The organism is Bacillus sp. URHA0034 (assembly GCF_056280405.1).
Window position 1 is genome coordinate 3,023,742 of the sequence record NZ_JBWCDK010000002.1, and the last position, 17,577, is coordinate 3,041,318.

At 41.5% G+C, this 17,577-nt stretch carries 16 protein-coding genes and 1 pseudogene; 12 read left to right on the forward strand and 5 right to left on the reverse strand.

Going from position 1 to position 17,577, the window contains the following annotated elements; translation table 11 throughout:
- The first annotated feature begins 110 nt into the window (after positions 1-110).
- The 5 genes from ACZ9EE_RS16600 to ACZ9EE_RS16620 all read left to right on the forward strand — a co-directional run bounded on the left by ACZ9EE_RS16600 (position 111) and on the right by ACZ9EE_RS16620 (position 4,839).
- Positions 111-1,283: an ABC transporter substrate-binding protein gene (locus ACZ9EE_RS16600; protein ID WP_476028680.1), complete on the forward strand. Its 1,173-nt coding sequence runs from the start codon at positions 111-113 to the stop codon at positions 1,281-1,283.
- 226 nt (positions 1,284-1,509) lie between these two features.
- Positions 1,510-2,388, forward strand: coding sequence for a branched-chain amino acid ABC transporter permease (locus ACZ9EE_RS16605; protein WP_476028682.1), 879 nt, complete (start codon positions 1,510-1,512; stop codon positions 2,386-2,388).
- 15 nt (positions 2,389-2,403) lie between these two features.
- Positions 2,404-3,378, forward strand: coding sequence for a branched-chain amino acid ABC transporter permease (locus ACZ9EE_RS16610; protein WP_476028684.1), 975 nt, complete (start codon positions 2,404-2,406; stop codon positions 3,376-3,378).
- Positions 3,353-4,132, forward strand: coding sequence for an ABC transporter ATP-binding protein (locus ACZ9EE_RS16615; protein WP_476028686.1), 780 nt, complete (start codon positions 3,353-3,355; stop codon positions 4,130-4,132). Before ACZ9EE_RS16610 ends, ACZ9EE_RS16615 begins: the two co-directional genes overlap by 26 nt.
- Complete coding sequence (locus tag ACZ9EE_RS16620) at positions 4,132-4,839, forward strand: ABC transporter ATP-binding protein (RefSeq protein WP_476028687.1); 708 nt, start codon at positions 4,132-4,134, stop codon at positions 4,837-4,839. The genes ACZ9EE_RS16615 and ACZ9EE_RS16620 overlap by 1 nt, the downstream gene beginning before the upstream one ends.
- A 227-nt stretch (positions 4,840-5,066) precedes the next feature.
- On the opposite strand, the gene ACZ9EE_RS16625 is transcribed toward ACZ9EE_RS16620, so the two are convergent.
- A complete protein-coding gene (locus ACZ9EE_RS16625) occupies positions 5,067-6,875 on the reverse strand; it encodes a TIGR04190 family B12-binding domain/radical SAM domain protein (protein ID WP_476028689.1) in 1,809 nt (602 codons plus the stop codon).
- A 291-nt stretch (positions 6,876-7,166) separates the two neighbouring features.
- On the opposite strand from ACZ9EE_RS16625, the gene ybaK reads away from it, so the two are divergent.
- Both ybaK and ACZ9EE_RS16635 read left to right on the forward strand, forming a co-directional pair.
- On the forward strand, positions 7,167-7,643 hold the full coding sequence (gene ybaK, locus ACZ9EE_RS16630) for a Cys-tRNA(Pro) deacylase (RefSeq protein WP_476028691.1): 477 nt from the start codon (positions 7,167-7,169) through the stop codon (positions 7,641-7,643).
- Positions 7,644-7,855: 212 nt separating this feature from the next.
- Entirely contained in the window at positions 7,856-8,959 is a 1,104-nt protein-coding gene (locus ACZ9EE_RS16635) for a PRK06851 family protein (RefSeq protein WP_476028693.1), read from the forward strand.
- A 31-nt stretch (positions 8,960-8,990) separates the two neighbouring features.
- On the opposite strand, the gene ACZ9EE_RS16640 is transcribed toward ACZ9EE_RS16635, so the two are convergent.
- Positions 8,991-9,146, reverse strand: a complete 156-nt coding sequence (locus ACZ9EE_RS16640) for a hypothetical protein (RefSeq protein WP_215045415.1) — start codon at positions 9,144-9,146, stop codon at positions 8,991-8,993.
- 121 nt (positions 9,147-9,267) lie between these two features.
- On the opposite strand from ACZ9EE_RS16640, the gene ACZ9EE_RS16645 reads away from it, so the two are divergent.
- Both ACZ9EE_RS16645 and ACZ9EE_RS16650 read left to right on the forward strand, forming a co-directional pair.
- Positions 9,268-9,933 carry a DNA alkylation repair protein gene (locus ACZ9EE_RS16645; RefSeq protein ID WP_476028695.1) on the forward strand — a complete coding sequence of 222 codons (666 nt, stop codon included), beginning with the start codon at positions 9,268-9,270 and terminating at the stop codon, positions 9,931-9,933.
- A gap of 72 nt (positions 9,934-10,005) precedes the next feature.
- On the forward strand, positions 10,006-10,860 hold the full coding sequence (locus ACZ9EE_RS16650; RefSeq protein WP_476028697.1) for a Cof-type HAD-IIB family hydrolase: 855 nt from the start codon (positions 10,006-10,008) through the stop codon (positions 10,858-10,860).
- Positions 10,861-11,078: 218 nt separating this feature from the next.
- On the opposite strand, the gene bshB2 is transcribed toward ACZ9EE_RS16650, so the two are convergent.
- The 3 genes from bshB2 to pdxK form a co-directional block, all read right to left on the reverse strand.
- On the reverse strand, positions 11,079-11,744 hold the full coding sequence (gene bshB2 / locus ACZ9EE_RS16655; RefSeq protein WP_215045418.1) for a bacillithiol biosynthesis deacetylase BshB2: 666 nt from the start codon (positions 11,742-11,744) through the stop codon (positions 11,079-11,081).
- A 33-nt stretch (positions 11,745-11,777) separates the two neighbouring features.
- A complete protein-coding gene (locus ACZ9EE_RS16660) occupies positions 11,778-12,125 on the reverse strand; it encodes a YojF family protein (RefSeq protein ID WP_215045419.1) in 348 nt (115 codons plus the stop codon).
- Positions 12,126-12,378: 253 nt separating this feature from the next.
- On the reverse strand, positions 12,379-13,215 hold the full coding sequence (pdxK, locus tag ACZ9EE_RS16665) for a pyridoxine/pyridoxal/pyridoxamine kinase (RefSeq protein ID WP_476028700.1): 837 nt from the start codon (positions 13,213-13,215) through the stop codon (positions 12,379-12,381).
- 478 nt (positions 13,216-13,693) lie between these two features.
- Here pdxK and fdhD point away from each other — a divergent pair, with 478 nt between their 5' ends.
- The 3 genes and pseudogenes from fdhD to fdnG all read left to right on the forward strand — a co-directional run.
- Positions 13,694-14,470 carry a formate dehydrogenase accessory sulfurtransferase FdhD gene (fdhD, locus tag ACZ9EE_RS16670; RefSeq protein ID WP_476028702.1) on the forward strand — a complete coding sequence of 259 codons (777 nt, stop codon included), beginning with the start codon at positions 13,694-13,696 and terminating at the stop codon, positions 14,468-14,470.
- 122 nt (positions 14,471-14,592) lie between these two features.
- A complete protein-coding gene (locus tag ACZ9EE_RS16675) occupies positions 14,593-15,165 on the forward strand; it encodes a twin-arginine translocation signal domain-containing protein (RefSeq protein WP_476028704.1) in 573 nt (190 codons plus the stop codon).
- Positions 15,166-15,177: 12 nt separating this feature from the next.
- Positions 15,178-17,577 (forward strand): annotated as a pseudogene (gene fdnG / locus ACZ9EE_RS16680) (formate dehydrogenase-N subunit alpha); the annotation flags it as partial.

Sequence of the window (17,577 nt, forward strand, 5' to 3'; positions counted from 1 at the left end):
CTAGACGAACCCCTAAATATTAATGTACAATGTTTTCAGAATATTATAGATTTTCTTAAGAGGTAGGACAAAGGTCTTGGGTCATTTTTTTAAAAATAGGGGGTAGTTGGATGAGAAAGAGGAAATTAGCTGGAATCTTTATGTCTTTTATGGTAGCAGCAGGAGTAATGGCAGGATGTAATTCAAGTGCGAGTAGTGATGGAGAAAAAGGCGGCACAATCAAAATTGGCGCCAACTTAGAACTCTCAGGCGGAGTAGCCTCCTATGGCCAATCTGCTAAGGAAGGTATTGAATTAGCGATTGAGGAGATTAACAAAAAAGGTATTGATGGTAAAAAACTCGAATTAGTAACGGTCGATAATAAGTCTGATGCAGCAGAAGCTACAAGCGGTGCCCTTAAACTGGCTACACAAGATAAAGTGGCAGCGATGATTGGTGCAGCAACTAGTACAAACACCCTAGCCCAAGTCCAAATTGCTCAAGATAATAAAATTCCATTAATTACACCAACTGCCACAAACGCAACGATAACCTATAAAGATGGAAAATTAAATGACTTTGTCTTCCGTACCTGCTTCATTGACCCCTTCCAGGGCACAGTGGCAGCTAACTTTGCAACCAATGACTTAAAAGTAAAAAATGCTGCTGTTCTAATTGACAGCTCAAGCGACTACTCTAAAGGTCTTGCAGACGCTTTTAAAAAGGCATTTAAGGCTAATGGAGGAAAAATTGTCGCTGAAGAAGCATACGTAGCAAAAGATACGGACTTCCATGCTACCCTAACACGGATCAAAGCCGCAAAACCAGATTATGTATTCCTTCCTGGTTTCTATGAAGAAGTCGGTCTGATTGTAAAACAAGCTCGTGAGGTTGGTCTTACCGTGCCATTTATGGGCGGTGACGGCTGGGATTCTCCTAAACTAGTGGATATTGCTGGTGCCGATCCGCTTAAGAACACATATATTACGAACCACTATTCTTCAGGTGATAGTGACAAAAAGGTTCAAGAGTTTGTTTCAGCATTTAAAGCAAAGTATGATGGTAAATCCCCGGATGCCTTCGGCGCACTAGGGTATGATACAGTCTACTTCCTTGCCGATGCCATTAAGCGTGCCGGAAGCAGTGATCCTAAGAAAATTCAGAAGGCGCTTGAAGAAACAAATGGTCTAGAGCTGGTATCTGGAAAAGTGAAGCTTGATAACCATCATGATCCAATTAAAGCCGCAGTTATTCTTGAATACGTAAACGGTCAACAACAGTATAAGACAAAGGTTAACCCATAGCCCGAAAAGCGGAAGCGCCTAGGCGCTGTAGCTAGACAACCCGAAAAGCAGAAGCACCTTGAACAGTATTAGATTTGACAAATCTTATAGTTTGCTAAGGAATAGGGAGCGCTGATGTCTCCCTATTCCAGTTTATAAGAGAATAATAAGGTAACTAACGTATTTAACTTAAAAACTAGTATTTAGAAAAAGAGATGCAGGAGTTCATCAGAAGGAGTGTAAACATATGGAGTTAATACAACAACTCGTGAATGGAATATCCTTAGGCAGTATTTATGCATTAATTGCGCTGGGATATACAATGGTCTACGGTATTGTAAAATTAATTAATTTTGCCCATGGAGATGTCTTCATGGTAGGTGCATTTATTGGGTTTTATTCGATTACGATTCTTCATTTAGGATTTTTCCCATCCTTGCTTATTTCAATGGCCGTATGTGCGATCTTTGGCGTGTTAATTGAGCGGATTGCCTATAAGCCGTTAAGGAATGCGACTAGAATTGCTGCCCTGATTACAGCTATTGGTGTATCGCTGTTTATCGAATATGGGACAATATATGTCCGCGGGGCACAGCCTGAGGCATACCCAAATAACTTAGTGCCTTTAAAGGACATGAATATCTTAGGTGTACAAATCAGTGGTCAGTCTATCTTGATTTTGTTGACATCAATTGTTTTAATGATTCTCTTGCAATTTATTGTCCATAAAACAAAAATCGGAAAAGCAATGCGTGCCGTCTCACATGATATGGACGCTGCTCGGTTAATGGGGATTAATGTAAATAACACGATCTCGGCAACCTTTGCAATTGGTTCTGCATTAGCAGGGGCAGCAGGGGTGATCTTCGGAATGTATTATACAAAAATTGAACCGTTAATGGGAATTATCCCAGGCCTAAAAGCCTTTGTTGCTGCTGTTTTAGGTGGAATTGGAATTATTCCGGGGGCGATGACCGGGGGATTATTATTAGGTGTTATTGAAGCACTTGTTAGTGCAGCAGGATACTCTTTATGGCGTGATGGTGTCGCGTTTATCGTTCTTATTTTAATTTTAATTTTCCGTCCAGCAGGACTATTTGGCAAAAATGTCAGAGAAAAGGTTTAGGGGGAGGCTTCTACGATGAATATTTTAAAGCAAGCAAAGTTTTTCTGGACATCAATCGTTTTAGCCGTTGTTTTTGCAGTTGTCATGCAATTTTTAATTACCGGTGGAACATTAAATCAATTCTATGTAAATACATTGTTCTTTATGGGCATTAATATTATCCTTGCGGTCAGCCTGCATTTGATTATTGGAATTACCGGACAGTTTTCAATTGGACATGCTGGTTTCCTTGCAGTTGGTGCCTATGCCTCAGCAATTATGACCGTGAAATTAAGCCTGCCTTTCCCAGTAGGTTTACTAGTTGGCGGATTAGCAGCTGCGGTGGCTGGTCTTATTATTGGGATCCCTACATTACGGCTTAGAGGGGATTATCTTGCGATTGCGACACTTGGTTTTGGAGAAATTGTTAGAATTGTATTTTTAAATATTGATTATGTTGGCGGAGCAAGCGGTATGACAGTCTCTCATTTAACGACATGGCCTTGGCTGATTGGCTGCGTATTATTAACTGTTCTCGTCATTGTGAACTTCACAAATTCAACCCATGGCAGAGCCTGTATTTCCATTCGAGAAAATGAAATAGCCGCTGATGCAATGGGGATTAACACGACCTATTATAAAGTTGCAGCCTTTACACTTGGTGCCTTCTTTGCCGGTATTGCCGGTGCATTATATGCCCATAATTTTTATATTATTCAACCAACCAACTTTGGATTTTTGAAATCATTTGATATTTTAATTTATGTGGTCCTTGGCGGTTTAGGAAGTATGTCAGGTGCGGTTATCGCGGCCATCCTCTTAACGATTATTTCCACCTACCTGCAAAGCTACCCAGAGCTTCGGATGGTAATCTATAGCTTAGTACTGATTATCATGATGCTTTATCGTCCGCAGGGGTTAATGGGGACAAAAGAAATTACCTCGTTCTTTAAAGTTGGTAAATCGGCTAAAGGAGGAATACAGCATGACAGCAAAAACACAGTTGCTTAAAGTAGAAAATGCCGGTATCCGATTTGGCGGCTTAAAGGCTGTTTCTGATGTGAACTTGGAATTAAGGAAGGGTGAATTGGTTGGTCTAATCGGCCCAAATGGTGCCGGTAAAACGACCTTTTTCAACCTGCTAACGGGAGTTTACGTTCCAACAGAAGGAAGTATTTCTCTCGATGGAGAAAAACTTAATGGGTTAGCCCCTTTTAAAATAACGAAAAAAGGAATTAGCAGGACATTTCAGAATATCCGTTTATTCAATGAGCTGTCCGTTCTTGACAATGTTAAGGTAGCCTATCATGCGCTCGCGAAGCATTCGATTTTAAGCTCGATCTTCCGCCTTCCTACTCACTTTTCGGGTGAAAAGGAAATGGAAGAAAAAGCAATTGAGTTTTTGAAAATCTTTAAGCTTGATAATGTTTTACATGAAAAAGCAAAAAATTTACCGTACGGTCAGCAGCGCCGCTTAGAGATTGCCCGGGCATTAGCGGCTAATCCAAAGCTATTGCTGCTTGATGAACCGGCAGCAGGGATGAATCCACAGGAAACTGAGGAATTGATGAATTTAATAGCGTTAATTCGAGAAAAGTTCGATCTTACTATTCTATTAATTGAACATGATATGCTTTTAGTAATGGGCGTATGTGAGCGGATTTATGTACTCGACCATGGTCAATTAATTGCCGAAGGTACACCAGAGCAAATCAAAAATAATCCAAAAGTCATCGAAGCGTATCTTGGCGAGGAGGTCTCTTAATGCTTAAAATTAATGATATGAACGTTTACTATGGCAATATTCATGCATTGAAGGGAGTTTCCCTAGAGATAAATCAGGGTGAAATCGTTACCTTGATTGGAGCCAATGGTGCAGGGAAAAGTACACTGTTAAAAACGATTTCCGGTTTACTTAAACCCAAAAGCGGAGAAATCGTATTTGAAAATGAGCATGTAGCCGGTAAGGTAGCCCAGTCCATCGTAAAGAGAGGAATTTCACATGTTCCTGAAGGCCGTCGTGTCTTCGCTAACATGTCGGTGGAGGAAAATCTAGAATTAGGTGCTTACTTACGTAAAGATAAAAAAGGGATCAAGGAAGACTTTGATACAATTTATCAGTTATTCCCCCGCCTCGAGGAGCGCCGCAAACAGCTATCCGGTACGCTTTCAGGAGGAGAGCAGCAAATGCTTGCAATGGGCCGGGCTTTAATGGCTAGACCGCGCCTATTACTGTTAGACGAACCGTCGATGGGACTTGCGCCATTATTGGTCAAGACGATTTTCCGTATTATTGAAGAAATCAATCAAACCGGAACAACGATTTTATTAGTGGAACAAAACGCCAATATGGCTTTATCCATCGCTGACCGTGCGTATGTTATTGAAACAGGAAAAATAGTCGCTTCCGGAACAGCTGAAGAACTCAGCCAAAGCGATCAAATCAGAGCAGCCTACTTAGGCGGACATTAAATCGAAAAGCGGAAGCGCCCTGGTCAGCGGCGTATGGCCTGGAGCGCCCCAACTGAGATAAAGGAAACACGAAGAGCGTAAGCGATTCGATGTTGACTTATCGTAGGGCGGAGCGCGAAGGCCACTAGCCGCTAGGGCGCTGGAGCTGGACAATTTTCAAAGTAATTTTATACTTTCTTATCTCTTAAAAAAGGTATCGGAAAAGAATCCGATACCTTTTAACTGTTTTAGCCCTTTATTTTCCGATATTCCGGATCAAGTTTAAATTGCTGGCGCCGTTTCGGCCTAAGGAGATGTCTGAATTTATTTACATAATCTTCATATAACTGTTCCATTCCGACTAAGGCGAGCGAAAAGAAATTAGCATAATTCTTTTGTACTTCCCACTTCAATTCATTTTTCCCGCAGATACTATACTTATTTAACTCCTCTATTTCTTCCTGAATCTTAGCTAATTCAGTTTCCTGCTCCTCGACGGGAAGAGAAAGTACATGGTCAATCATTTTAATATATTCCTTCGATTTATCAATCTTCTCTTTGATATCAAAGTAGTCCTCTTTATTAATCAGATCGTACTCTAATTTAAAGTCGTTAAGACGTTCGGCTGCTTCATAGGTGGAATTGACAATGTCATCACGTGTCATATCCTTTGTTTCATAGCTAAGCATATGCTTCCAGGAAGGCTGCGTGATGGCCTTACGGTGATCCTCAAGAGTGTGACAATACTTCTTATAGCCATGAAGTTCTGGATGTTCAAAGGCAGGGCTGGCAGGGTCTAGGAATGGTGCCAGTGGTGCGACAAAATAAAAGATTCTAGGGTCCTTGTTACATGCCAGATGAATGGTTTCACAGAAATCAATATTTTCGACCGCACTTATGTAGGTCTGCCCTGGGAATCCTACCATAAAGAACAGGTCGATCTTTTTACAGCCATTTTTTAAGGCAAAATTAAGGGTATCGATAACCTTTTGGTTGGTACAGCTAAATTTGCCATTATAGCGCCTAATTTTTTCATCATGTGTTTCGAGGGTGATTTCAACGCTGTATTTTGGGACGCTGTCATTCATCATTTTAAAGAATTCCTCATCCGCATATTGGAACAATTCAAACACGATTTCATTTTTTAAATGGAGTTCTTTTAAACGGCTGAAAAATTCCTGTACATATTCACGCCCGCCTTGACGCAGGTCATGCAGAATAAATATAGGCGCCCGGCTGAAACGGGAAATAAATTGAATATCTTCAATTAGTTTTTTTGGAGAGCGTAATGCTAAAGAATTCCGGTTGCAATTTTGGTCATAGGCCTCTCTGGAACCGCCGCAAATCAAACAGTTTTGGGTACATCCCCGTGCCGTTAACAGGGCTGTGTTTGGATATTGGAGCCAGCCATTGTAGGGCAGCGGATCGAGAAAGTTCCGGTATTTAAACACGGAGCGAATCGTATAACGATAACCTGGAACATCAATATCATCGAGATCTTTTGGAACATAAGTAATAGGATTGTAACCGTACTCCTTACCTTTTTTCCAGGTAAGGTTAGGAATATCAGCATAATGAGTAATCCCCGCCTCAATCTTATTCATAAGCAAAAGCATCAGTTTTTCAGTTGAATCACCGCGCATAACAAAATTAATAAAAGGATATTCAATTAGCTCTTTATGATAGTAAGTAGCGGATAATCCGCCAAAAATGATCGGAGTCTCAGGGTGAAGGCTTTTAACAACTTTAGCAATCTCGATACTGCCGTGTGCGTGTGGCAGCCAATGAAGGTCGATTCCGAATGCCTTCGTCTTAATTTTCCGGAGCTTGGCCTCCACATCAAATTTTTCACTCATCAGCATACGGTTGGCGATATTAATAATTTTTACCCTAAGGCCGTATCGCTCTAAATAATCGGCAATACTCGTCAGACCAATCGGGAACATCTCAAACACAGGAGAGGATGGGACTACGTCACTGATTGGACCGGCAAGCAACGAGTTTTTTCTAAAGTCATATACACTTGGTGCATGTAATAATACTAGATCGTACTTCATTGTTTTCACCTCAGGTCAATTTATGGGCGAATACTTTTTTATAAAAGTAGTTTGTATGTAGGCAGTCAGATATGTGAGGGCTTTCACAATGGTTTATGACTTGATAGCTTGAGGTCTGCCTTTTCCCAGTGTAGTTAGGTTAGGATCTAGATTTAGTTTACTATAATGATGAATTAATAGAGTGACAATCGGGTGACAGTTTTTGGGTGATTTTGAGTATATCAAGGTTTTTCAATCCAAAATGACAGATGATATAATCCTTATATAAAAATGGTTTAAAGGATGATAACGATGGCACAGTCAAAAACAAACGCGATGCGAATACTTGATGCAAAGAAGGTCGAGTATGACATGCTTACATACGATAATAAAGACGGTAAAATTGACGGGATATCGGTCGCGGAGAAGATTGGGAAAGACCCTAAGATCGTCTATAAAACGTTAGTGGCCCAAGGCACCAGTAAAAATATCCTTGTGTTTGTCATTCCTGTTGCGGAGGAACTGGATTTAAAAAAGGCGGCCAAGGCAGCGGGAGAAAAAGCAATCGAGATGCTGCCAATGAAGGACATTCAAAAATGGACAGGCTATATCCGCGGCGGCTGTTCCCCGATAGGCATGAAAAAGGAATATAGAACGTTCCTCGATGAAAGCAGCAGACAACTGAAAAAGATGGTGGTAAGCGCGGGAAAAATAGGTGTTCAACTTGTGATTGCCCCGTCTAAATTACAAGAAGTAACAAAGGCTGAATTTATCCCAGTAACAAAATGACAGAAGGACTGACAATCTCCATTGTATATGGATGTAAGATAAATTTTTCATAGGCACTCACCTAAAAAACAAGAAAAGCATAAGATAACGTGAAAGTTGAAAGCACCTGCAAATGGGCTGAATTAAGTTTAACTTACTATTAGAAAACTACTCGAACGTTATACATTTTAAGCTTTTAAGCAAGCTGATTTGTTAAAAGGGAGTGTTGATGAGTGGCAGGAAAAATCAAAAATTATTATGCTGGCGGTAATACGGCAAGAGGCTTTTATAATCTGTATGATTCCAATCTGCAAGGATTGGAGAGATTGTTTATTTTAAAGGGCGGTCCCGGAACCGGTAAATCCTCACTTATGAAGAAAATAGGTCAGGAGTGGGTTGAAAAAGGTTATAATATCGAGTTTCTCCATTGTTCATCTGATAATAATTCCATTGATGGTGTGATCATTCCCGCGTTAAAGGTTGGTCTTGTTGACGGGACGGCGCCGCATGTGATTGAGCCCAAGGCACCAGGTGCAGTCGAAGAGTATATAAATCTTGGTGAGGCTTGGAATTCGCGCGCCCTTAATAGGCAGAAAAATGTGATTCAGAAGTTGACAAACCAGATCAGTCAATCATTTCAGCAAGCCTACGCAACGTTTAAAGAGGCATTAGAAATTCATGATGATTGGGAAAAAATTTATATTAACACCATGAATTTTAAAAAGGCCGACCAATTAACCAGTAAATTAATTGACTCGTTCTTTGGAAAAATAAAGTTAAATAAAGCGCCTGATGTCCGTCATCGCTTCTTAGGAGCTGCTACGCCGCAAGGAGCCGTTGATTATGTCCCGAATTTGACTGAGGAAATTCCAAAGCGCTATTTTATTAAGGGGCGTCCGGGTTCTGGGAAGTCCACGATGCTGAAAAAGCTGGCTGCCGCAGGAGAAGAGCGCGGCATCGATGTAGAAGTTTACCATTGCGGTTTTGACCCGCACAGTCTCGATATGATCATTTTCCGGGAATTGGGTGTAGCGATTTTTGACAGTACCGCCCCGCATGAATATTTCCCAAGCCGAGATGGCGATGAGATTATTGATATGTATGAAATTTTAATTGAGCCAGGCACCGATGAGCTGTTTGCTGATTTTATCAGTAACATTGCTGAAAAATATAAAAACAAAATGACTGAGGCGACAAGTTATCTGGCTCGGGCCAAATCCCTGCACGATGAGCTGGAAGAGGTTTATGTAGCCGCAATGGATTTTGCGGTTGTTGAGAAAATCCATGCTAGAATTGCTGGGGAAATAAATGATATGGCTGCCAGTAAGGTCCTATAAAGGTAATAGTGCCGGGGAAGTCCCCGGCACTTTATTTATGTGGGTTTGTCTTACTCTGCTGGCTTTTGTTCCGCTTATTCCCCTTGCTGTTATCGCCGCTGACAAATTCCGTGCCAAATTCCGCTTCCGCGTGTCCTGCTTGTGGTGAATTTTGATTACGGCTGCCTTTATTAATTTTCTTTGTCATGTTATGTATCCCCCCTATCTGCTAATATTGTGTCAAAAGAAACAGTGAATCATCCGGATAAATTAAAGGGAAAAATGGAAAGTAGTAGAATGAGTAATCGAACTGATTTGGGAGAGGATGGATGTTGGTGTTACATGTTTTAATAAAGCTGTTTGAGGAGAATCGCAATGCAGACAACGCTGGACCGATGCAAAATTATATGAAAGGTCATTTCGCTTTCCTAGGAATTAAATCCCCTTTACGTAAGGAATTAGAAAAGAAATTCTTTAAGGACACAGGCTTGTTGCATGAGCCTTTTAACAAAGAATTCATAGAAGAGCTATGGAATAAAGAGGAAAGAGAATATCAGTATACAGCTTTAACTTATATGGAAAAATCTCTGAAGAAACTGCAAAAAAGTGATCTGCCTTTCATAGAATCACTGATTACGATGAAATCGTGGTGGGATACCGTCGATGCGATTGCTCCTAAAACAGTCGGAAAAATAGCAGAGAATTTTCCAGATGTGATAGAAGAAACGATTGATGGATGGGCCATTCATGAAAATATCTGGCTGCGGAGGGCCGCGATTCTATTTCAGCTGAAATATAAGGGAAAAACCAATGAAGATTTGCTTTATCAATACATAATGAAAAATGCGGAGAGTAAAGAATTTTTTATACAAAAAGCGATTGGCTGGGCGTTGAGGGAGTATTCAAAAACAAATCCAGCATCTGTAAGGAAATTTATCGAGGGACATAAATTGGCCCCTTTAAGTGTTCGCGAAGGCAGTAAGTATTTGGGGTGAGCTTAAGATTCTTTAATGGCTGGGAATCTGTGTTAGAATGTCACTAATGAAAAAATGGAAAAGGTGGACAACATGATTAAATGTATTGCATCAGACATGGATGGAACATTATTAAATTCAATGCAGCAAATTAGTGAGGAAAATAAACAAGCGATTATAAAGGCACAGGCTGAAGGAATCGAGTTTGTTGTTGCTACCGGAAGGTCTTATCAAGAAGCTACATACGTACTATCTGAGGCCGGTTTATCATGTCCTGTCATCTGTGTGAATGGCGCGGAGGTTCGCTCAAAAGAAGGCGAGGTACTCTCTTCAACCCCGATTAGTAAAGAGCTTGCGAGAGCGGTTGCAGCCAAACTAAGTGAACATGATGTTTATTACGAGGTTTATACAGACAAGGGTGCTTACACGCTTGATCCTGAAAAAGCCGTTTCTATTTTGGTGGACATTGTCGTTAGTGCTAATCCCGAGATTGATCCTGAGGAGATTAGACAAGCAGCCGGTGCGAGGATTCGGGATGGCTTAATTCATCAAATCGCAGATTACGAGCTTCTTTTTGCGGATGAAGATTATCAAATCTATAAGGTCTTGGCATTTTGCTTTGAACGCAGTCAACTCAAAGCGGCAGGCGCAGACCTTCGTGACTTTTCAGACTTGGATATTACCTCATCCGGACACGAAAATCTTGAAATTACCAATAAGCAGGCTCAAAAGGGACTTGCCCTAGCGTCGTTTGCGAAAGCTAAAGGAATTGATATGGCTGAGACGATGGCGATTGGTGATAACTTAAATGATGTGTCCATGTTCGAGCGGGCAGGAAGGTCGGTTGCCATGGGCAATGCCAGCTATGAAATCAAGGCACTTTGTGATGTGATTACCGATACGAATGATGAACATGGGGTAGCCCAGGCGATACTTGAGGTTTTATAGAAAAGTTACAACAAACAGATTCGATTAAAAGGCCCTTCGCATGTAAAGGGCCTTTTCTGATGGTATTGGGTGATGGCTTATTACACGTTTATACGTCCAGCTCCAGCGCCCAGCGCCTAGCCCCTCGAGGTCACAAGCCAATCCGTCCAAAAGGTTAAAGAACAACCTTTCGGCCGGCTCGTCTTGTGCTTGTCGGGGCTGATCAAGGCGCTTCCGCTTTAAAACTTATATGTCCAAAACCGTTCGTTGTTAATCCAAGCCATCATTTGCGGTTCTTGATTTTTTAACTTTTCTACAGTGCCTTTAAATGAATGCTCTGTTTGCGACCGGTGTGCCTGAATGGCAGCCAGCTTCTTATGAATCACTGGTGAAACATCCTTGATAATATCAGGTTCACCAAGCTCATCAATACAATTTTTGGAGAAGGCAACACAGTGTAAGGTTGGCCGTGCGGCAGCAGGCATTCTTTCAACCGCCCTTATGACAGCCGCGCCGGTGGCATCGTGGTCAGGGTGAACAGAATAACCAGGATAAAAAGTGATAATCAAGGACGGGTTTACCTCATCAATGATGGCTGTAAGGGTGTCTGCTAATTTTTCATCATCTTCAAATTCAACGGTTTTATCACGGAAACCAAGCATGCGAAGGTCTTGGATCCCTATAGCCTCAGCAGCTGCTTTTAATTCTTCTTTTCTAATTTTAGGTAAGTTTTCCCGATCGGTAAACGGGGGATTTCCCATATTGCGCCCCATTTCTCCTAAGGTTAAACAAGCATAGGTAACAGGAGTTCCGTTCTCGACATGTGTTGCAATCGTCCCGGATACACCAAACGCCTCGTCATCTGGATGAGGGAAAACGACCAATAAATGGCGTTCTTTTTCCATAAAACATTCTCCTTTCGGGTCTAATAGGACATCTTATTCAAAAGGCGTAAGACTAATTTCTAATGCTACAGCAAGCTTGCCATCATGGTCATGACCTGCTAACAATAGATGATTTTCTTCATCAATTTCGAAGTGGGTGATCCCCTCAGCATAAATCCAGCCGAGATTAATCTTTAAACCCACACGATACGGACCGGGTCCTTTAATTTTTCCGATTTCATAGCGGACAAGGGCGTTGCGGATAAACGCTCCGGCAGAGAAGAACGATTGGTCATTATGTGTTGCATAGGCACCATTGGTTGTTTCAAGATGAATATAAACATCCTTATTAGCAAAAAGGTTGATAGCGTCCTGAACTTTTTTAACATCGATGAGTTCCAAAGTACAGCCTCCTTCCAAAATGATGGATTTATACCTAATGAGTATTGTTTTTCATAATGTAATTATCATACTAAAATCAAATAGAAAATGCGAAATCCGTGCTTAATAAGAGAGCACATGCGCCTTGACCCAGGAAAAAGGTAGTTCATTTTTTCCTAGGCGCTCCGCGCTGGAAAATTCTCCACGTTAACTATTAACTTCCTGACCCAACGAAAAAGAACCGAACAAGCTCGGTTCTTCATCTTTATCTTTATTATTCACAGTCCTCACAATACTCCGTGACCGCTCGTCCACTTCGGTAAGCCCCATGCCAAGTTGGACCTACATATTCGTTTAATGGGAAACCCTGCTGAATTCCAGCAGAGACAAATTTCTTCGCTACATCGACAGCATCATAGACGGAATTTCCTTTTGCCACTTCCGCAGCAACAGCTGCTGAGTTGGTACAGCCTGCACCGTGGGTATAGTTAGTTTCAATCTTCTCTGATTCGTATATCTGGAACTCCTTCCCATCATAAAGAAGGTCAATGGACTTGTCTTCTGTTTGAAGCTTGCTGCCGCCTTTGATTAACACGAACTTAGCACCCTGATCGTGAATTTTTACAGCTGCTTCCTTCATTTCTTCAATCGTCTTTGGTGTCTTGATTCCCGCCAGCTGACCAGCCTCAAAAAGGTTTGGTGTGACGACATAAGCGCGTGGCAGAAGCAGTTCCCGCATCGCATCTGTAGTTTCCGGATTTAAGACTTCATCTTCCCCCTTACAAACCATGACAGGGTCAATGACAACATTCTTTAATTGATGTTCATCGATTTTTCGTGCGACTAGCTCGATAATTTCAACTGTACCGAGCATTCCTGTTTTCATCCCGTCAATTCCAACTGACAGAATGGTATCCAGCTGTTTTTCGAGTATGGTAACATCAATCGGAAATACGTTATGATGCCAGCCCTTTGGCTCCATTGTGACGATACAGGTAATCCCAGTCATCCCGTAAACGCCAAGCTCTTGAAATGTTTTAAGATCGGCTTGAAGCCCCGCTCCGCCGCTTGAATCGGAACCAGCTATGGTTAATACTTTTTTGATTGCCATTATGTATACCTCCTTTAGAAAATAACTCCTTCCTTATTATAAAACAAAATAAAAAAATATAACAGGAAACGACTATAGTCAGTTGCAATTTAATTAATAGTTACAAAAAAATGACAAACGGACTATTAGTCCTATTAACAAGGAAACATAGTGATAAATATTACTTTCAAAACATGAAGGTGGAAGTACGATAAAGTCAAAAGACAGCTAAAGATTATTTGTAACCGTTTTCTTTCAACGGTAATTATTGTAGTTACAATGATTAAATGGTTATCTTTTTTCATTTTGTTGAAAATCTGACACAAATTAGACCGATGTAATAACGCCGCCATTCTTAAGGGAGTCTAAATACTTCAACCGGCGAATTCCCCCCCTTTATTTGGCATTTTTAATTGAGGCTGTGACATTAATCGCTGAGTGACATTGGTCCTATTTTTACAATGAAGAATAAGGAAAATTTCCTCAAGGAGGGAATGTTATGAACCGTAAAGGTTGTCCCGATGAATATCCAATATCCTTACATCTTAACGGCTATGAGATAGCTGTTTTTCAATTGACGAAATCCAGCCTAGACGATTGGACATATGGATATTTGTTTTCTGAAGGATTCATTCAGGATGCAAACGATATTGAAACCATCACCATAGATGAAGAAATGGGAGCCATCAATGTTTCCCTTCATTCGCATTTTGATGAAGAACAGTTTTTTTTGAAAAAGAAACACTATACAGCCGGTTGTGGCAGAGGGGTTACTTTCTTCTCAATGACCGATGTTAAAAACTTTGCCAAGGTGGCCACAGGGAAAAAATATCTATTAAGTTATTTATTAAAAAAGAGAAGTGAGTTTGCTGGAGCATCTCACCTTTATCTGGAAACGGGCGGAATGCATGGGGCCTGCATTGTCGAGGAAGACGGCACCATCACGATCCGTGAAGATATTGGCCGACATAATGCGGTTGATAAAATTATTGGTCACGCATTACGAAAGGGTTTACCTCCTGAACGGTTAATTTTACTGACAACCGGAAGGGTTTCATATGAAATGCTCTCAAAAGCGGCGAAATTTGGCTTTCCTGTAATCGGCTCCCGTACTGCAGCCACCAAACAGGCTGTTCAGCTGGCGAAATTCTTAAATATTGAGGTTATCGGCTATTTAAGAGGGAAAATGGCCACGGTCTATACCTCCACAGGAAGAGTCAAAAATGATATTTCACAAGAAATAGACTTTGAGAGAAGTATTGAAGGGGGGAATTAAAAACAGAGTTAAACGGGAGTTAAAAAATAGAGAGAAAAAAGCATTCTGCCGCGGAAGCCGATAGGCAAGGCATGGATGCTTATAGAGGGATGTTCTATTCATTTTTGGGAAGGAGAATAGTGATGGTTGAAATGAACTTAAATCGCCGGCAATTCTTAAAGCTATCAGGTGCAACCGCTGCAACTCTGGCAGTAGTTGAACTAGGCTTTAATGATAAAAAGGCCTATGCGAAAACGAAAGATTTCAAGATTGCCAAAGCTACTGTAACACCAACCATTTGCTGCTTTTGTGGTGTAGGATGTGGGATACTCGTCCACACCAAGAATAATACCGTGGTTTATACGGAGGGGGATCCGGACAACCCGATTAACGAAGGTAAACTATGCAGTAAAGGAACAACATTACGACAAATTTATACATCTGAAAAACGTTTAACAAAACCACTGTATCGTGCTCCTGGCAGCACCAAGTGGGAAGAAAAAGATTGGGAATGGATGCTTGATACCATTGCTAAACGTACAAAGGAAACACGTGATGCTTCATTCGTTAAGAAAGAAGCAGGCATGATCGTGAATAAAACAGAAAAGATTGCCAGCATTGGCGGTGCGGCACTTGATAATGAAGAAACCTATTTAGTCTCAAAATTAATGAGAGGGCTTGGTGTTACCTATTTAGAGCACCAGGCACGAATATGACATAGTTCTACGGTTGCCGGTCTAGCACCTACATTTGGTCGTGGAGCAATGACAAATCACTGGAATGACCTTCAGTGGACAGATTGTGCCCTCATTATGGGAGCAAACCCTGCTGAAAATCATCCAATCAGTTTTAGATGGCTGACAAAGGCGAAAGAAAAAGGCGGGAAAATTATCAGCGTGGATCCACGTTATACACGGACATCTGCGGTATCTGATCTCTATGCCCCGCTTCGTTCGGGAACGGATATTCCGTTTGTCGGCGGTATGATTAAATATGCCATTGAAAATAATCTCATTCACAAAGACTATGTTGTGAAATATACGAATGCTTCCTTTATCGTGAAAGAAGGCTACGATTTTAAAGATGGTCTTTTCTCTGGATATGACGAAGCAAAACGAGTTTACGATAAAACGAAGTGGGTGATTGAAACCACTCCGGATGGAAAACCAGTCAAGGATGAAACCTTAACACATCCCCGTTCGGTCTTCCAATTAATGAAACAACACTATTCCCGCTATGACGTCGATACGGTAACGTCCGTAACAGGAACTCCTAAAGAAGATTACTTAAAGGTTTGTAAAGCCTTCTGTGAAACAGGAAAAGTAGGTAAATCAGGTACTATCCTTTATGCAATGGGTACAACCCAGCATACGGTTGGCTCACAAAACGTTCGGATTTTTGCGATCCTGCAGCTTCTATTAGGTAATATTGGGCTGCCAGGCGGAGGAATCAATGCGATGCGCGGTGAATCCAACGTTCAAGGCTCAACAGACTTTGGATTGCTATGGGATAACTTAACGGGTTACCTCGCTGCACCAAAAGCAACGCTGCCTGAACATGCTACACTTGCTGGATACTTGAAAAAAGAAACACCACCAACTGGTTACTGGAGCAACAAACCTAAATTTGTGGTCAGCTTATTGAAATCTTGGTATGGAGCAAATGCGACCAAAGATAACGAGTTCGGCTATCAGTTTTTACCAAAAGGCAACAAAAACTACTCCCATATTAACTTATTTAAGGCCATGTTCAACAACGAGCTTGAAGGTGCATTCCTATGGGGTACAAACCCAGTTGTCGGCGGACCTAATGCTGGTAAAGAAAAGGAAGCGCTTGGCAACCTCAAATGGCTAGTTGCCGTTGATCTTTGGGAAACAGAAACATCAGCCTTTTGGCAAAAAGAAGCCGGCAATGACCCAGCCAGCATTAAGACTGAAGTATTCCTGCTTCCAGCTTGTTCTTCGTATGAAAAAGAAGGAAGTATTTCAAACAGCTCACGCTGGATGCAGTACCGTTGGAAAGCAATAGAGCCAAAAGGGGAGTCCCGTCCGGACCTTGATATCGTCCATGAACTCGCGACGAAACTTAAAAAGCTATATGCCAATAGTCCAAAATCAGCCGATAAACCATTCTTAGCTCTTGATTGGAATTATGGTACTGGTGAAGCACCGAATTTAGATGCTATTGCCAAGGAAATTAACGGTTATGACCTTAAAACAGGTAAATTATTAAAAACCTTTGGCGATTTAAAAGATGATGGCACCACTTCAAGTGGTAACTGGATTTATTCCGGCTTCTATCCTGAAGAAGGAAAAAATCTATCGCAGCGCCGTGATAACAAAGATACAGGCGGCGGAAATTTCTTGAATTGGTCCTTTGCATGGCCGGCGAACCGCAGAATTCTATACAACCGTGCTTCGGCAGACCCTAGCGGTAAGCCTTGGAGCCAGGAAAAAGCAGTTATTTGGTGGGATGCTGCTCAAAAGAAATGGGTCGGAAATGATGTCCCTGACTTTAAAGCAGTCACAGCGCCAACGGACCCAGGCGGAACAGGTGCCTTCATGATGAACAAAGACGGAGTCGCGTTATTATTTGCGCCAACCATGAATGACGGCCCGTTCCCTGAACACTATGAACCATATGAGAGCCCTGTACCAAATGCTTTTTCATCGGTGGAATATAACCCTGCAATTGTGATTAATGATGGCGACTTTAACAAACGCGGTTTCAAGGTGGATTATCCAATTGTGGCGACAACTTACAGGGTCGAAGCACACTGGCAGTCAGGAACAATGACGCGTAATCAAGAGTGGCTGGCTGAAATTGCAAGATATATGTATGTCGAAATTAGTGAAGAATTGGCGAAAGAAAAAGGAATCAATAATAAAGACAAAGTGATCGTTACCTCTGCCCGCGGCAAAATTGAAGCCTATGCAATGGTAACAAAACGCTACAAACCGTTTACGGTTAAGGGCAAAAAAGTGCACCAAATTGGAATGCCATGGAATTTTGGATACAAAGGGTACGCAACAGGAGCAACAGCGAACCGCCTGACTCCACATATTGGGGATGCCAACACGATGATTCCGGAATATAAAGCATTCCTATGTGACATAAGGAGGGCTTAG

Excerpts from the sequence above, each read along its gene's own strand:
- ACZ9EE_RS16650 (WP_476028697.1), top strand. The coding sequence starts at position 10,006 with ATGATTAAATGTATTGCATCAGACATGGATGGAACATTATTAAATTCA.
- ACZ9EE_RS16645 (WP_476028695.1), top strand. The coding sequence starts at position 9,268 with ATGTTGGTGTTACATGTTTTAATAAAGCTGTTTGAGGAGAATCGCAAT.
- ACZ9EE_RS16625 (WP_476028689.1), bottom strand. The coding sequence starts at position 6,875 with ATGAAGTACGATCTAGTATTATTACATGCACCAAGTGTATATGACTTT.
- ACZ9EE_RS16605 (WP_476028682.1), top strand. The coding sequence starts at position 1,510 with ATGGAGTTAATACAACAACTCGTGAATGGAATATCCTTAGGCAGTATT.
- ACZ9EE_RS16600 (WP_476028680.1), top strand. The coding sequence starts at position 111 with ATGAGAAAGAGGAAATTAGCTGGAATCTTTATGTCTTTTATGGTAGCA.
- ACZ9EE_RS16620 (WP_476028687.1), top strand. The coding sequence starts at position 4,132 with ATGCTTAAAATTAATGATATGAACGTTTACTATGGCAATATTCATGCA.
- ybaK (WP_476028691.1), top strand. The coding sequence starts at position 7,167 with ATGGCACAGTCAAAAACAAACGCGATGCGAATACTTGATGCAAAGAAG.
- bshB2 (WP_215045418.1), bottom strand. The coding sequence starts at position 11,744 with ATGGAAAAAGAACGCCATTTATTGGTCGTTTTCCCTCATCCAGATGAC.
- ACZ9EE_RS16615 (WP_476028686.1), top strand. The coding sequence starts at position 3,353 with ATGACAGCAAAAACACAGTTGCTTAAAGTAGAAAATGCCGGTATCCGA.
- ACZ9EE_RS16675 (WP_476028704.1), top strand. The coding sequence starts at position 14,593 with ATGGTTGAAATGAACTTAAATCGCCGGCAATTCTTAAAGCTATCAGGT.
- ACZ9EE_RS16610 (WP_476028684.1), top strand. The coding sequence starts at position 2,404 with ATGAATATTTTAAAGCAAGCAAAGTTTTTCTGGACATCAATCGTTTTA.
- ACZ9EE_RS16640 (WP_215045415.1), bottom strand. The coding sequence starts at position 9,146 with ATGACAAAGAAAATTAATAAAGGCAGCCGTAATCAAAATTCACCACAA.
- pdxK (WP_476028700.1), bottom strand. The coding sequence starts at position 13,215 with ATGGCAATCAAAAAAGTATTAACCATAGCTGGTTCCGATTCAAGCGGC.
- fdhD (WP_476028702.1), top strand. The coding sequence starts at position 13,694 with ATGAACCGTAAAGGTTGTCCCGATGAATATCCAATATCCTTACATCTT.